The sequence below is a fragment of the Streptomyces sp. NPDC057939 genome (genome assembly GCF_042887545.1).
In the GTDB taxonomy this organism is placed as follows: Bacteria; Actinomycetota; Actinomycetes; order Streptomycetales; family Streptomycetaceae; genus Streptomyces.
In genome coordinates, this window is record NZ_JBHVPG010000007.1 from 16,603 (window position 1) to 29,841 (window position 13,239).

Below are 13,239 nucleotides of genomic sequence, written 5' to 3' on the forward strand. Positions count from 1 at the left end.
CGCACGGCTCTTCGGGTTCCATCGGCGCCTCGGTTCTTCGGCGGGCGAGGGAGAGGCAGGGCTCCTTGACAGGCCGCAAGTTCATCTGTGCAGGATGGAGACACCTAACCATTCAAAGAACCTTAGAGGGTTAAGATGACTGATGTTCACCATCGCACCGCGGACGTCGACGGCCTGACCGTCTTCTACCGGGAAGCCGGCCCGGCGGACGCGCCCGTCATGCTCCTCCTGCACGGTTATCCGACGAGCTCCCACATGTTCCGGCACCTGATCCCTGAACTGGCCGGTCACTACCGGCTGATCGCGCCCGATCACATCGGCTTCGGCCGCTCGTCGGCGCCCGGAGTGGAGGACTTCGACTACACCTTCGACAGCCTCGCCGAGGTGACCCGCCGCTTCCTGGGCACGATCGGCGTCCACCGGTACGCGATCTACGTGCAGGACTACGGCGCACCCATCGGCTGGCGCCTCGCGCTGGCCTCCCCGGCGAGTGTCGTCGCCGTCGTCTCACAGAACGGCAACGCCTACGAGGAAGGATTCGTCCCGGACTTCTGGGAACCCGTCTGGGCCTACGGAGCCGACCCCGGCCCGGCGAACGAGGCACGGCTGCGGCCCGCCCTCGGCAGGGAAGCCGTCGAATGGCAGTACACCCACGGCGTTTCCGACCCCAACCTGATCGATCCCGACGCCTGGGAACACGACCTGGCCCTGCTGGCCCGCCCCGGCGTCGACCGCGCCCAGCTCGCCCTGTTCGGCGACTACGCCGGAAACCGGGCCCTGTATCCGGCGGTCCACGAGTGGCTCCGGTCCAGCCGCGTCCCCGTACTGGCGATCTGGGGCCGCAACGACGAGATCTTCGCCCAGGCCGGCGCGACGGCCTTCGCGCGCGACGCCTCGGACCCGGAAATCCTGCTGCTCGACGGGGGCCACTTCCTCCTGGAGAGCCATCTCGACGCTGTCGCCGCCGCCATCATCCGGTTCCGGCCGCGCGTGGTCGACGCGCCGACGGGCGGGTGACGGAGGGGCGCTCGCGGACCGGCTGCGGCGAACCGCAACGGATCGGAGGGGTCCACGACGCTCTTGACCTCAAGTCAGCAGCTCCAGAAGGCACCACACACCACACTTCGCACGGACGTCCGGATCGTCGGCCAGGGGCGGCGCGACGCCCGACTCGGCCCGGCTGGGCCCGTCCCGACTTCGTGTGCTTGCCCAACGCAGCCCGGACGGGAACGGGTTGGCGGACGTCGGCCCTTGGACGGTGCCGGCGATGCCAGGGGTCGCATCGGATCGGCTGCGGTCGATGTCGGTGCGCGACGGTGGCCAACGGGCGTAGCGTCGTGCGGTATGAGTGAGGCTGTGGAAGCCAAGGGTCCGAAGGTTCCGCCGAGTTTCCCTCCGAAGTCGCCGCCGCCGCAGAAGAAACCGGTGGAGCCGCCGCGGCCGCAGCCGGCGGCGAAGCCGAAGTCGATCACCGGGGTGCCGGCCCGACTGGTCGTCGCCGGCCGTCGGGCGAAGGTGCTGGCGTTCCGCGCGGACCGATGGGCGGCGAAGAAGGCCGCCGCGCAGGCCGCGCTGGCCGTTGCCGAGTGGGACCATCCGCTGTTGGACGAGCACGACTTCCTCAAGACCGTCCACGGCCTGGTCAACACGGCCGTGGCGGCCGGCGGGAAACGCGTCAGCGTCCACCTCGCCGACGAGGACGACAAGATCCTCGTGATGACCCTCAACCACCGGAGCGACGAACGGGACGACGTGGGAACCGTTCCGGCCGAAGTCGCGGCACTGCGGACCGTGGCAGCCTGTGGTGCGCACGTCGACCACGACGGCCACGCCTGGTGGGCACTCCTCGACGCCCTACCCCGGCCGCAGAAACACCTGGGATAGCCCGTCCTGCCCCATGTCACCTCTCCACGCGGGTTCCTGCCAGCAGGTCGTGGAGGGCGCGTTCCGGGACCACGCAGGAGAGGAGGAAGGCGGCCAGGGGGAACACGTAGAGGACGATGATCGGCCAGGGAGTGGCGGCGTCCCAGTCCATCGGTTGCCCATGGTGCACGGCACGTCGTACGGCCACCAATTGGATGATCGTCGCGGTCATCGGCGGTCCGTACAGCAACACGGTCCGCCACAGGGCGCGCAAGCCGCCGGCTCGACCCCACGTCGACGTGTTCCGGACCGTCAGTCGCAGCAGGGCCTTCCCAGGGGTGCGCCGTCCGCGCAGGACGAAGAACAGCTCGTAGCACGTGATGGTCGCAAGGAACACGACCGCCATCATGAGGGTGATGAAGTTGGCGATGTCCGCCATCGGCTGAGCGGACTCCCGGGCGAGGGCCAAGGAGGCCTCTGCGTCCTTGCCTTCGGGGCCCATGCCTCGCGCGAATCCATTGACCCCGTCGGCTATGCTCTGGCCCACGAATCTGAAGACCAGCCAGCCCATCGGGTATCCGAGGGGCAGAGTCAGGACCGCGCAGATCAGGTAGTCGATCACTCGGGCCCATAACCGTCGTATCGCAATCCGCATCCGGTCCCCCATCCGTGCGTGTCCGGTCGTCGAGCGTGGCTGAATTCTTCCAGCCCGACCCCGCCCGAGGGAGGCGTTCCCCTACAACTCGGGCACGCGGGAGCTGACTTCTCGAACTGACCGCGCCCCGGGGGGTATCTCGCCCCGGACCCTCCGTGCCGAAATCAACGCCGTGATGGGCGTGTGGTCAGCGAGGCCCGCGTGACCCGCGTCGTGCGTGCGGGGTTTCGGGCTCGTCGCATGGCGGCCGCGCTCGCTCATGGCGGAAGGGACCGGTTTCGAAGCCCCGCCGCCGGTCGGTGAAGCATCGGTGGGTCTGTCAGGTTGGCTTGCGCCACACGGAGATGTGCTGTGCGGAGTCCTGGGCGAACGGCGTCCCGTCCCAGTCCGCGACGCGACGTTCCAGTTCGAGGCCGGCGATGCGTGCCATCAGGTCGAGCTCCGACGGCCAGGCGTAGCGGTGCCGGGAAGCGGCGCGACGATAGCGGCCGTCCTCGCCGTCACGGGTGAAGTGGTGCGAGATGAGAACCTGCTCGACCAGGTCGAAGGTGTCGAAGCCGAGATGCTGTTCGGAGACGTCGAACGGCACCGCGACCTGGCCGGGCGGCAGGAACCGCAGCGGCGGCACGCCCAGCTCGATGACGAATCGGCCGCCGGGCCGCAGATGACGCGCGGCGTTGCGGAAGCACTCGACCTGTTCGTCCTGCGTGAGCAGGTTCGTGATGGTGTTGTAGACGAGGTAGACCAGGGTGAACTCGCCGGGAACGACGGTGGTGGCCATGTCCCCGATGGTTACCGGGAGCGTGGTCGCGTCGACCTTGCGCCGCAGAACCGCGGCCATGTGCTCGGACAGTTCGATACCCACCACCGGCACGCCGTGTTCCCGGAGCGGGACGCCCACTCGTCCCGTCCCGATGGCGAACTCCAGGGCCCGGCCGTCACCGGCGAGCTCCGCCAGGAAGGCGAGGGTCGGTCCGAGAACGGCCGGCGAGGAGGTCCGGGTCTCCTCGGCGTCGTAGCGCTCGGCGGTCGCACGGGTCCACAGTTCACTGCTCGTCACGGACGACCACTGTGCCCGGTCCCGAGGGGCCTGTCGACGCATTTGCGTTCCCGCGTCGGGCCGCCGTCGGCGGGGTGGCGGCGGCGTTCAGGCAGTGGTCGAGGAGTGCGTGCATGCGGGGAACGGGGAGGGAGGGGTTGGCCGCGGCGCCCTCCGCGGTGCGGGGGTCGGCGAGGAGGGTTTCCAGGGTTTCCGGTGTCAGGGTCGGGTTGGCGGCGGCCGCTCGGCGTACCGCGTCGTCGGAGTCCTGCAGCGGAGGTTCGGGCAGGCCGGGGTCGGCCGCGGCCAGGGCTCGCACCTCGGGGTCCGGGTGGCCGATGAGGTGGGTCCAACCCGTACGGGGGAAGGCGGGCAGGGTCAGCAGGTGCGGACGGTGGGCGGGGCGGGTGACGAAGACGTCCAGCAGGATGTGCGGCGGAGCCAGTGGGTGGTGGCAGGCCAGCCGGATCCGTACCTCCTCGTCGTCGTCCAGCGCCAGTGTCCCGACGAGCTCCGCGGGCAGGTGGGGCCAACTCGCCGCGACCCGACGGAGCACCGGTTCCTCGGACAGCGCGCAAGCGGCGTACCAGTCGCTCGACGGCTCGTCGGGCGGCTCCGTGATCGGGCAGGTGCAGTCGGGACCGTGATCGACCACGCTCCGGACCGCCTCGCATTCGGCCCAGGTACGGATGACGAGCTGGAGTCGCGCACGCATCCGCACGTCCTCGTCCGGATCCTGCCTCAGCTCCGCCGCCTCCGGTCCCAGGTCGGGTCGGGTGGCGACCAGCCTGCGGATCTCGACGTCGGGGTGGCGGGCGAGCCGGGCGACGGCACCGGCCGGAACATGACGGTTCCGGGCCGGCGGGTACACCTCGCCTTCCGCGAAGCACTGCTCGACGACCGCGGCTGAAAGGGCACAGGTCGCGAGCAGGAACACCCTGTTGCGTGCTCCTTCGGACGGCAACCTGGCCTCCACCGCCTCCGGGTCCAGCACCCAGCCGGCCTCCCTCGCCGCCTTCCGCACCGCGTGGTCCGGGTCGTCGAGCAGGGCGTCGCGCTGCGCGGCGGTGAGAGACGTCCACTGGTAGGTGGCGTGCAGACGGAGCACGGGGTCGTCGTGACCGGCCATGTCCCGCGGGAAGGATCGAGGGACCCGCCGGGAGTACCAGAGCTCCCCGACGATGTCGCTTTCGCTCACCTTGCCGTCCTCGCCTGCTTCCTGGGCGGTGAGGAAGGTGGCCAGGACGTCGTCCGGCAGGGGCCGGACCCACCGGGGCACGAGCCGGCCGCGGACGCCGCCCGCGAAGTACGCGCGGACGATTCCCGAGGGGTCCGATGCCAAGGGGGCGAGTCGTGCGGGGTCGACGTGCAGGTTGTGGGCGAGGGCGCGGCGGATGCGTTCGGTCGGGTGGCGCAGGGCCGCGTCGGTGACGGCGTCGGGCAGATCGCGGCCCCGGCACATCAGCGAGCCGGCCTCACCAGCCGCTTCGTCCAGGAGACGAATCAGCACGTCGGCGGGCGCCGCCTCGTTGAAGGCGAGTCCGCGCAGCCACAGTTCACGGAGGGAGTCGGACACCACGTCATCCTGTCACGTCGCCTGCCGGACCCGGCCGCCCGAGGGCTCTCCCGCCTCCGGCCCGGGGAGTCCCGCTGCCCGACCGCGGCGCCCGTGGCGATCCGGCGGCCCCGGAGCTTCCTCGCGGGGGTCGGTGTCCGGCCCGTGGTCGTCACAGGATCCCGGTCACCGTGACGTGTACCGGGATCGCGGGTGTGCCCGTCGGGTAGGCCGCACGGACGGCCTCCCGGATGTCTCGCGTCACGTCCACGGCCCGGTGCCCGTGCAGCAGGACGACATGGACCTCGACCTTCACCGGTTCCCCGTCGGGATGGGTGATCCGGACACCGGCGTTGCGGCGAACGGCTGTTCCCGGTGTGCGCAGGCCCGTCCTGGCGACGACGGCGGAGCGCAGGAGGTCGCCGAGCGCCGGCCTGAGGAAGGCGACGCCGCTCACGCCCAGGACGGCCTCGGCGATGGTCGTCCGGGCCGCTTCGTCGCTGTTCGTCGTGGTCATCGGGGGTCCTCGGTGGTGGGTTCGTCATGGAGGTCGATGACGACCACGTCGATGGAGGTGATGCGCAGGCCGAGGGCTTGTTCGGCGGATTTCGCGATCGATGCGCGGACCCGGTCCGCTGTCGGTTGGAGGTCCTGGTTCATCCCGATGGTCACCTCGATTCGCACGCGGGCCGGTGTCCGGACATCGGCGCGCGGGGAGGGTTCGGGGCTGATGCGACAGCTGCCCGCCCGCACCCCGGGGACCTGCTCGGCCGCCGCGCGGAAGGTGCGGGCCGCGGCCGCTTCGTAGATCCAGGAGTCCTCGTCCGTGTCCCCCAGTGCGAGGGTGTGGCCGGGGCGGAGTTCCAGGCGCACGACGTTCATGATGCTCGTGGTGAGCCGGGCCATGTCGGCCTCGTTGTCGGCTCCGGTCTCACGGTTCCGGTGCAGAGCGGCATCGCGGAGCAGTGCGAGGTCCGCGAGCGCGGCGGTGCAGTGGGGGCATCCGGTGGTGTGCGGGTCGCCGTCCGGCCCGGCCGTGCCCCGTCGGTCCCGTGCCTCTTCGTCCCAGAGGAGCGCGAGGTCCCGGCCGCAGGGCAGGACGGTGTCGTCGTCCTCGGTGCCGGCGTCGTTCAGTGGCTCGTGGGGTTCGTTCATCGCCATGCGTCCATCGCCTCCGTCAGACAGCGCCGTGCTCGGAAGACTCTGGCCCGTACGGCTTCCTGGCTGATCCCGACCGTCTCCGCAATCTTCTCGTACGGCATTGTCTCGATCTCCCTCAGGATCCAACAGGCGCGCTGCTCCGGCGAGAGGAGGGCCATGGCCTTCCCCAACGCGTGGACGGCGGCCTGGGACTCCGCGGCGCGCTCCGGGGAGCTCTGGTGTTCGGGTGCCGCCTGCTCGGGCAGCACGTCGATGTCGGTGACCGGGCGTCGGGCCCGGAGTGTGTTCAGGCAGCGGTTCGTGACGATCCGGTGCATCCAGGTCCCGAATCCCGCATCGCCGCGGAATTCGGGGAGTTTGCGCCAAGCGTTGACGAATGCGTCCTGGACCGCGTCCTCGGCTTCCGATTTGTTGCCCAGGAACTGTGTCGCCAGCCGCAGCAGACCAGGACCGTGCCGGCGGACGAGGGCCTCGAAGGCCTCCTCGTCCCCTTCCGCCGCCCGGGAGGTGAGGAGGGAATCGTCGTGCTCCGTCCCTGCTCCTGGCTCCTGTGGGCCTTCGTCCCGCTCAGCCGTCACGCGTCGGCTCCTCTCGCGTTCTCCATCTTGGACACAGCAGACACCCATTTCGTTACGGGGTTCCTCCGATCCTCCGCATGTTCCCGGCAGCCCGATCCGAAACCGGTATGTGACGAAACTGCCCGGAATGGTGTCGGGGTGCCCGTCCGGGCGTCCGGGACCGCCCGCGGGAACCCTTCGCGGGGAAGCGGCCCGATGACACGGGGAATCCGGAGGCGGTGGAGCCCGCACGGGGCGGCGAATCGGATTTCTCGTGGCAGCCGCGTCACAGCCGGCCATCGCCGGGGTCTATGGAAGTGAGAGCACATCACGGCGCCGGTTCCCGCGGCGCCCGGAGAAGGGATGTACGACCATGCCCACCGAACAGCTGGTTCCGGCGCCGAAGAAGGACCACCGCGCGCAGACGGACACGACGGCCGCGGGTACGACCGACATCGCCCTGGGCAAGCCGGGTGTGGACGAGCCGGCTCAAACGCGGGGGAAGACGTCCATCGCCGACGTCGTCGTGGTGAAGGTGGCGGGACTCGCCGCGCGGGAGATCCCCGGTGTGCACGACATGGGCGGTGGCCTGTCGCGCACGCTGGGCGCGGTCCGTGACCGGGTGCCGGGTGGCCGTCCGAACATCGGTCGGGGTGTGAAGGTCGAGGTCGGGGAGCGTCAGACGGCCATCGATCTGGACCTCGTGGTCGAGTACGGCGTTTCCATCACCGAGGTTGCGGCCGATGTGAGGGAGAACGTCATCGGCGCGGTGGAGCGCATCACCGGCTTGGAGGTCGTCGAGGTGAACATCGCCGTCAACGACGTTCACCTCCCCGAGGACGACGATCAGCCGGCGTCCGGAGAGACCCGCGTCGAATAGCGGGTACGGGTTGTTGACGCGTTGCCAATGACTACCCCGCTGCCCCTTGTCGGGCGCACCGGGCAGAGAGGCGGAGAAGACGTGAGCAGGGCGTTCATCGGAATGTTCACCGGGATGGCTCTGGCGTTCGCCGGATACTTCGGAGGCTTCGCCGCGTTCGTGCTGGTCGCCGCCCTCGGTACGATCGGCTTCGCCGTCGGCGCCTGGTTGGACGGCGGCGGACAGCCGCACGAGTTGCGGGCGATGTTCGACCGGAGTCGGCGATGACCGCCCCCGCGGCCCACGGGGCGACCGCACCCGCCGCCCGCGGGTCGACCACCATCGCGGACAAGGTCGTCCGCAAGATCGCCGCGCGGGCGGTGCTGGAAGCGCTGCCCTCCACGATCGCCGGCAAGGCCGGCGGGACGGCAACCGTCCACGGCCGCAGGGCCGCGGTGGCCCTGCGCGTCGCCTTGCCCTACCCCGGGCCGCTTTCGGACACCGCCCGCCACGTGCAACAACACGTTGCCGATCGCACCCGGCAGCTCACGGGGCTGGACGTCGCCCGACCGCGGCTCGCCGTCGTCCAACTGGTGGGCCGGAAGCAGGCACTCGGGCAGCCGGCCGCGACCCCGTCGGCCGGGCCGGCTCAGCCCCGGACCCCGCGCCGGTGGTGGTCGGCCCGTCGCCTGCCCGTAGTGGTCCTGCTCCTCGTGGCCTTGCTGGTCTGCGCGGCGGCGACCGTCGACGTCATCCGCGTCCACCTCACCCATCACCCCGCATCCGCCTGGCGGATGCACACGGTGGAGTGGTTGGCAGGACACCGTCTCGCGGATGAGGCCGTGACCATCGGCGCCCTGGCCGCCGCCCTGGTCGGGGTGTGGCTCCTCGCGTCGGCGCTCACTCCGGGGCTCCGCCGGCGGCTGGTCCTCATCGGCACGGGTGCGGTCCGGACGGTCGCGGTGGACCGCTCCACCGTGGCCACCCTGGTGCGTGACGCCGTCGGCGACGTGGACGGCATCGACACGGTGCGGGTCCGGGCGGGCCGTCGCCGCGTCACGGTCCGTGCCCGTCTGGCCTTCGGCGACCAGGACGCCGCGCTCCTTCGGGCCACCGCTGCCGTGGACCGGATCCTGGCCGCCTGCACGCTGCGCCGCACCCCCCGGCACAGGGTGACCGTGACCCCTCAACCGACGTGGCAGCCTTCCGCGTCCGGCACGGACACCACCGTTCCGGACCAGGAGAGGGGGAGCATCTGATGGCCGCACCGAGCACCACCGCCAACCGGGTCCTCCTCGCCACCGCGGGCCTCGTCCTGCTGGTCGGCGGCTTGTGGTGTGCCACCGCCCAAGCCTCGATCGCCGGGTGGCTCCCGGCCGGCGTGCCCACCGCGCCGCCCGACGCCACCCCGCTCGACCGTGAGGCCTTGGCCGATCTCCGCTCCCACGGCTGGTGGACTCCGACCGTCATCACGGTGGGAGTCCTCGCCTCCGTGCTCCTGGCCCACCGGCTCCTCAGCCGGCTCCGCTTCCGCCGCCGTCGTCGTACCCTGCCGCTGGCCGCGGCGGGCGGCTCCCTGCGCACGCGCGCCCTGGAGGAGGCGCTCACCGAGCGTGCACTGGCCATCGACGGCATCGGCCGCTGCCGTACCCGTGTCCATCACCGCCGCAAGCGACTGCGCCTGGACCTGCGCCTGTGGCTGGACCCCGACACCACCCCGGACACCGTCATCGGAGCCCTCACGGCCCTGGCGGCCGAAGCCGAAGCCGCGACGGCCCCCTACGACATCGACACCCGCCTGCGCATGAGCCACCTCACCCACCGGATACCGCATGTCCGCTGAGGCCCGACTCCTCCCCCTGGACGCCCCGGTCACCAAGCCCGGCGGCGGGCGCACCTGGTGGCCGGCCCTGTACCGCACCCCGGTCACGTTGTGGAAGGACGACATCACCGACTACGCGGCCGCCCTCACCTACTACGCCATCCTCGCGATCCTCCCGTCCCTGCTCGTCACCGTTCTGGCCTTCGGACTCATCAGCCCCGACACGGCCGAACAGTTCATCGCCCACGTCACCCATTACGCGCCCGGGCAGTCCGGCGGCGAACTCCACGACCTCCTCGCGGGCGCCCTGGACCGACACTCCGCGGCCTGGACGCTCCTGGCCGCGGGAACGGCCAGCGCCCTGTGGTCCTCCTCCAGCTACCTGGCCGTCTTCCGCCGCGCGCTGCACCACATGCACCGGGTACCCGACCGGCGCTCCCCCTGGCGCAAGGCCCACCGGATCCTCGCCACCGCCCTCGCGCTGCTCGTGCTCCTCGCCGTCACCGCCCTCGTCCTGATCCTGAGCGGACCCGTCGTGACCGGCATCGGTCATCTCCTGCACCTCGACAGCGGCGTCCCGTTCGTCTGGAGCCTCATCCGCTGGCCGCTGCTGCTGACCCTGGTCGCGGTCCTCGTGGTCGTCCTCTTCCACACCGGTCCGGTTTCCGCCCACCGCCGTCGCCACAGCCTGCCGGGCGGCACTCTCGCGGCCGCCCTCTGGCTGACCGTCTCCGCCGGCTTCGCCCTGTACACCTCCCTCCTGGGCACCTACAGCCGGCTGTACGGCTCCCTCGCCGGGATCGTCGTCTTCCTGATCTGGCTCTGGCTCTCGAACCTCGCCCTCCTCACCGGGGCGCAGTTCACCGCCGAGCTCCACAGGGGACACCGCGCGGACGAGCAGGGCGCCGAGCCGTCGGCAGCGTGAAGGACCGCTTCCTGCCGACCTCGGGTTGGTACCGCAGCGGGCGGAGCGGGGCGCGATGCTCCCGTCGCCGTCTCCCGGTGACGGATCGGCGCACGCCGCGCGCTACGGAGTCATGACCTTCACCGGTTCCGTTTCGACCCCGCTGTGCCGCTCGGCCCAGTTCTCCAGCGCCGTGCGGCAGGCGTGGTCGACGTGGTGCAGCCCGGAGAGGTCCAACTCCACCGGGCGGTCCTGGGGCAGTGCCTCCAACGTGTCGAGGATCTTGGGCAGCCGCAGGAAGGTCGCGTTGCCCGACAGGAACGCCCGGACGGGACCGGCCCCCTTGTCGACGACCTCCAGCTTGACGTGCGAGGCCTGCCACGCGGTCTTGGCGACGGACAGCGCCAGACCGATCAGCACGCCCTCGAAGAGGTTCACGCCGACGATCGCCACGGCCGTCACCACGAGGATCAGCGCCTCGCCCCGGTACGCGGTCCACAGCAGCACGACCTGCCGGAACGGCACCAGCTTCCACCCGACGTGGAGCAGGATGCCGGCGAGAGCGGGCAGCGGGATCAGCCCCAGGACGGACGGCAGGAGCGCGGCGAACAGCAGCAGCCACACGCCGTGCAGCACGCGGGAAGCCTTGGTCCTGGCGCCCGCCTGGACGTTCGCCGAACTCCGCACGATCACGGCGGTCATCGGCAGCGCGCCGAGCAGCCCGCACACCGTGTTGCCGGCGCCCTGCGCCATGAGCTCCTTGTCGTAGTCGGTGCGCGGCCCGTCGTGCAGCCGGTCCACTGCCGCCGCGCTGAAGAGGCTTTCGGCGGAGGCGATCAGCGCGAACGCGAGGACGGTGCCGAGGACGGCCGGCTGGGCCAGCCCGCCGAAGGCGTCGGCGCCCGGTGGCCGGATCGCGCCGAGCAGCCCCTGCACCTCCACCGTGGCGACCTGAAGCCCGAACGCCGACGAGGCCAACGTGGCCAGCAGCACCGCGGCCAGGGCACCCGGCAGGATCCGCACCCGTTTCGGCATCCGCTTCCACAGCACCAGCACCGCGATGGTCGCCGCGCCCATCCCGAGCGAGGTGAGGGCCTCGGTACTGCCGGCAGCGCGGACGAGCGCGTCGGGCAGCCCCGCGATCTTGTCGATGCCGGATGCCGGGGCCGGCAGCCCCGCCGCCGCGTACAACTGGCTCGCGATGATCACGAGGCCGATGCCCGCCAGCATGCCCTCGACCACGGAGACCGAGATGGCCCGGAACCAGCGGCCCAACTTGAGTGCTCCCATGAGGACTTGGAGCAGCCCTGCGGCCAGCACGATCGCGCCGAGCATGGCCGGTCCGAATTGACTCACGGCCTCGAAGATGAGCACGGTCAGACCGGCGGCCGGGCCGGACACCTGCAGGCTGCTGCCCGGCATCAGTCCCACGACGATGCCGCCCACGATGCCGGTGACCAGGCCGAGTTCCGCCGGGACGCCGGAGGCGACGGCCACACCGACGCACAGGGGCAGCGCGACGAGGAAGACGACGAGGGAGGCCGCGAAGTCCTGCCTGAGGTGTGGGGACTTGATCACGGCGTTCACGGCGCCGCTCACAGGGCCTGGAAGGTGTCGGTGTCCGCGCGGTGTTCGAGTACCGCGCCGGTGTGGACCTCGTAGTACCAACCACGGACCCGGAGACGTCCCTCGGCCAGCCCGTCCTCCACACAGGGGTACGAGCGCAGGCGCAGCAGTTGAGCGAGCACGTGGTGCTGTACGGAGGAGGCGACCGCCGGGTCGTCCCGGTCGGCCGACACCGGCCGGGGCGCCGCGTAGGCGAGCCAGTCCCGAACGGCGGGAACGGTGTCCAGGTCGTCGCCGCGCACCAGGGCGCCGACGGCCCCGCAGTGGGAGTGGCCGCAGACCACGATGTCCTGGACGCCGAGGACTTCCACGGCGTACTCGATGGTGGCGGCCTCGGAGGTGGGCCGCTCGGAGGCGTAGGGCGGGACGATGTTGCCGGCGGTGCGCAACTCGAAGAGCTGACCTGGGGCGGCACCTGTGATCAGGGCCGGTACCACCCGGGAGTCGGAGCAGGTGATGAAGAGGACTTGGGGGGACTGGCCTTCGGCGAGTTTGGCGAACTCCTCAGGGCGCTGTCCGAACGCTCGGGCGTTGTCGATGAGGGGCTGCATGCGTGATCGATCCTCCTGGCGCGCCATGACGGCGCGTCGGACGGGCAGGACGGAGGGTGGCGCGGCGTGAACATCGGGAGCGCCGGCGGGGACGTGGCGGACGGGTGCGGGGCTACCGGCCCGTCGATGCGACGGTCGCGATGACCGGTGATGACGTTCGATGTCTACTTGGACAACTCAATTCCGGACCGGGTTGCGGCCGGGAGATGAGAGACTCCGTACGCAAGTGCGAATTCCGCTGCCCGCGCCGAGAACGGACGGCGAGTGGAACCTCGACGAGGATCCCAAGCCCATTCTCGGCAGTCACACCTGGCAGCATTCATCCCTCCCGCACGATCGACATCCCTTGTACACACCAAGAACCAGTCAACGGTTGGTCAAGAAACACGTTAACCCAACGAAGTTGTTTGCATGGTTAACGCAGCGTGTCGGACTGAAGAGAGACCGAAAGTGCCGGGATTGTTGGCGTGATCCCGTCCCGGATCGCGCCGAACCACAAGCGACCGCCGTCGACCGACGGCGTTCGTTCCCGCGCGAAGTCCACGAAGTTCAGGGGTGAATCCCGCCCCGCCGGGCCGACTCCCCGATCCCGCCCCTCGCCCGCTCGACCTTCCGCGACGCGGAACGGGAGTCCTGGCCCTGGGGCA

At 70.8% G+C, this 13,239-nt stretch carries 15 protein-coding genes; 7 read left to right on the forward strand and 8 right to left on the reverse strand.

Going from position 1 to position 13,239, the window contains the following annotated elements; translation table 11 throughout:
* Nucleotides 1-135: 135 nt before the first annotated feature.
* Both ACFVS6_RS10560 and ACFVS6_RS10565 read left to right on the forward strand, forming a co-directional pair.
* Nucleotides 136-1,017, forward strand: coding sequence for an alpha/beta fold hydrolase (locus ACFVS6_RS10560; RefSeq protein WP_389702541.1), 882 nt, complete (start codon nucleotides 136-138; stop codon nucleotides 1,015-1,017).
* A gap of 327 nt (nucleotides 1,018-1,344) precedes the next feature.
* The gene (locus ACFVS6_RS10565) at nucleotides 1,345-1,884 is read left to right on the forward strand and encodes a hypothetical protein (protein WP_389702543.1); all 540 of its coding nucleotides are present in this window, start codon (nucleotides 1,345-1,347) and stop codon (nucleotides 1,882-1,884) included.
* 16 nt (nucleotides 1,885-1,900) lie between these two features.
* On the opposite strand, the gene ACFVS6_RS10570 is transcribed toward ACFVS6_RS10565, so the two are convergent.
* The 6 genes from ACFVS6_RS10570 to ACFVS6_RS10595 form a co-directional block, all read right to left on the reverse strand.
* Nucleotides 1,901-2,530, reverse strand: coding sequence for an RDD family protein (locus ACFVS6_RS10570; protein ID WP_389702545.1), 630 nt, complete (start codon nucleotides 2,528-2,530; stop codon nucleotides 1,901-1,903).
* 307 nt (nucleotides 2,531-2,837) lie between these two features.
* A complete protein-coding gene (locus ACFVS6_RS10575) occupies nucleotides 2,838-3,578 on the reverse strand; it encodes a class I SAM-dependent DNA methyltransferase (protein WP_389702547.1) in 741 nt (246 codons plus the stop codon).
* Nucleotides 3,565-5,133, reverse strand: coding sequence for a hypothetical protein (locus ACFVS6_RS10580; protein WP_389702549.1), 1,569 nt, complete (start codon nucleotides 5,131-5,133; stop codon nucleotides 3,565-3,567). Before ACFVS6_RS10580 ends, ACFVS6_RS10575 begins: the two co-directional genes overlap by 14 nt.
* Before the next feature lie 151 nt (nucleotides 5,134-5,284).
* Nucleotides 5,285-5,629: an Asp23/Gls24 family envelope stress response protein gene (locus tag ACFVS6_RS10585; protein WP_389702550.1), complete on the reverse strand. Its 345-nt coding sequence runs from the start codon at nucleotides 5,627-5,629 to the stop codon at nucleotides 5,285-5,287.
* Nucleotides 5,626-6,273: an Asp23/Gls24 family envelope stress response protein gene (locus ACFVS6_RS10590; RefSeq protein WP_389702552.1), complete on the reverse strand. Its 648-nt coding sequence runs from the start codon at nucleotides 6,271-6,273 to the stop codon at nucleotides 5,626-5,628. The genes ACFVS6_RS10585 and ACFVS6_RS10590 overlap by 4 nt, the downstream gene beginning before the upstream one ends.
* Nucleotides 6,264-6,851 (reverse strand): RNA polymerase sigma factor, encoded by a 588-nt coding sequence (locus tag ACFVS6_RS10595; RefSeq protein WP_389702554.1) that lies wholly within the window; start codon nucleotides 6,849-6,851, stop codon nucleotides 6,264-6,266. The genes ACFVS6_RS10590 and ACFVS6_RS10595 overlap by 10 nt, the downstream gene beginning before the upstream one ends.
* 352 nt (nucleotides 6,852-7,203) lie before the next feature.
* Here ACFVS6_RS10595 and ACFVS6_RS10600 point away from each other — a divergent pair, with 352 nt between their 5' ends.
* The 5 genes from ACFVS6_RS10600 to ACFVS6_RS10620 all read left to right on the forward strand — a co-directional run bounded on the left by ACFVS6_RS10600 (nucleotide 7,204) and on the right by ACFVS6_RS10620 (nucleotide 10,436).
* Entirely contained in the window at nucleotides 7,204-7,710 is a 507-nt protein-coding gene (locus tag ACFVS6_RS10600) for an Asp23/Gls24 family envelope stress response protein (protein ID WP_389702556.1), read from the forward strand.
* Nucleotides 7,711-7,791: 81 nt separating this feature from the next.
* On the forward strand, nucleotides 7,792-7,977 hold the full coding sequence (locus ACFVS6_RS10605) for a hypothetical protein (protein WP_389702948.1): 186 nt from the start codon (nucleotides 7,792-7,794) through the stop codon (nucleotides 7,975-7,977).
* Nucleotides 7,974-8,948 carry a DUF6286 domain-containing protein gene (locus ACFVS6_RS10610; RefSeq protein WP_389702558.1) on the forward strand — a complete coding sequence of 325 codons (975 nt, stop codon included), beginning with the start codon at nucleotides 7,974-7,976 and terminating at the stop codon, nucleotides 8,946-8,948. Before ACFVS6_RS10605 ends, ACFVS6_RS10610 begins: the two co-directional genes overlap by 4 nt.
* Nucleotides 8,948-9,532, forward strand: coding sequence for a hypothetical protein (locus ACFVS6_RS10615; protein ID WP_389702560.1), 585 nt, complete (start codon nucleotides 8,948-8,950; stop codon nucleotides 9,530-9,532). The genes ACFVS6_RS10610 and ACFVS6_RS10615 overlap by 1 nt, the downstream gene beginning before the upstream one ends.
* A complete protein-coding gene (locus ACFVS6_RS10620; protein WP_389702561.1) occupies nucleotides 9,522-10,436 on the forward strand; it encodes a YihY/virulence factor BrkB family protein in 915 nt (304 codons plus the stop codon). Before ACFVS6_RS10615 ends, ACFVS6_RS10620 begins: the two co-directional genes overlap by 11 nt.
* A 102-nt stretch (nucleotides 10,437-10,538) precedes the next feature.
* On the opposite strand, the gene ACFVS6_RS10625 is transcribed toward ACFVS6_RS10620, so the two are convergent.
* Together ACFVS6_RS10625 and ACFVS6_RS10630 are read right to left on the reverse strand one after the other, a co-directional pair.
* Nucleotides 10,539-12,014: a SulP family inorganic anion transporter gene (locus ACFVS6_RS10625; RefSeq protein WP_389702563.1), complete on the reverse strand. Its 1,476-nt coding sequence runs from the start codon at nucleotides 12,012-12,014 to the stop codon at nucleotides 10,539-10,541.
* Nucleotides 12,011-12,592 carry a carbonic anhydrase gene (locus ACFVS6_RS10630; RefSeq protein WP_389702565.1) on the reverse strand — a complete coding sequence of 194 codons (582 nt, stop codon included), beginning with the start codon at nucleotides 12,590-12,592 and terminating at the stop codon, nucleotides 12,011-12,013. The genes ACFVS6_RS10625 and ACFVS6_RS10630 overlap by 4 nt, the downstream gene beginning before the upstream one ends.
* Nucleotides 12,593-13,239: the final 647 nt, after the last annotated feature.

Excerpts from the sequence above, each read along its gene's own strand:
- ACFVS6_RS10610 (WP_389702558.1), top strand. The coding sequence starts at position 7,974 with ATGACCGCCCCCGCGGCCCACGGGGCGACCGCACCCGCCGCCCGCGGG.
- ACFVS6_RS10560 (WP_389702541.1), top strand. The coding sequence starts at position 136 with ATGACTGATGTTCACCATCGCACCGCGGACGTCGACGGCCTGACCGTC.
- ACFVS6_RS10620 (WP_389702561.1), top strand. The coding sequence starts at position 9,522 with ATGTCCGCTGAGGCCCGACTCCTCCCCCTGGACGCCCCGGTCACCAAG.
- ACFVS6_RS10565 (WP_389702543.1), top strand. The coding sequence starts at position 1,345 with ATGAGTGAGGCTGTGGAAGCCAAGGGTCCGAAGGTTCCGCCGAGTTTC.
- ACFVS6_RS10570 (WP_389702545.1), bottom strand. The coding sequence starts at position 2,530 with ATGGGGGACCGGATGCGGATTGCGATACGACGGTTATGGGCCCGAGTG.
- ACFVS6_RS10585 (WP_389702550.1), bottom strand. The coding sequence starts at position 5,629 with ATGACCACGACGAACAGCGACGAAGCGGCCCGGACGACCATCGCCGAG.
- ACFVS6_RS10630 (WP_389702565.1), bottom strand. The coding sequence starts at position 12,592 with ATGCAGCCCCTCATCGACAACGCCCGAGCGTTCGGACAGCGCCCTGAG.
- ACFVS6_RS10600 (WP_389702556.1), top strand. The coding sequence starts at position 7,204 with ATGCCCACCGAACAGCTGGTTCCGGCGCCGAAGAAGGACCACCGCGCG.
- ACFVS6_RS10615 (WP_389702560.1), top strand. The coding sequence starts at position 8,948 with ATGGCCGCACCGAGCACCACCGCCAACCGGGTCCTCCTCGCCACCGCG.
- ACFVS6_RS10590 (WP_389702552.1), bottom strand. The coding sequence starts at position 6,273 with ATGGCGATGAACGAACCCCACGAGCCACTGAACGACGCCGGCACCGAG.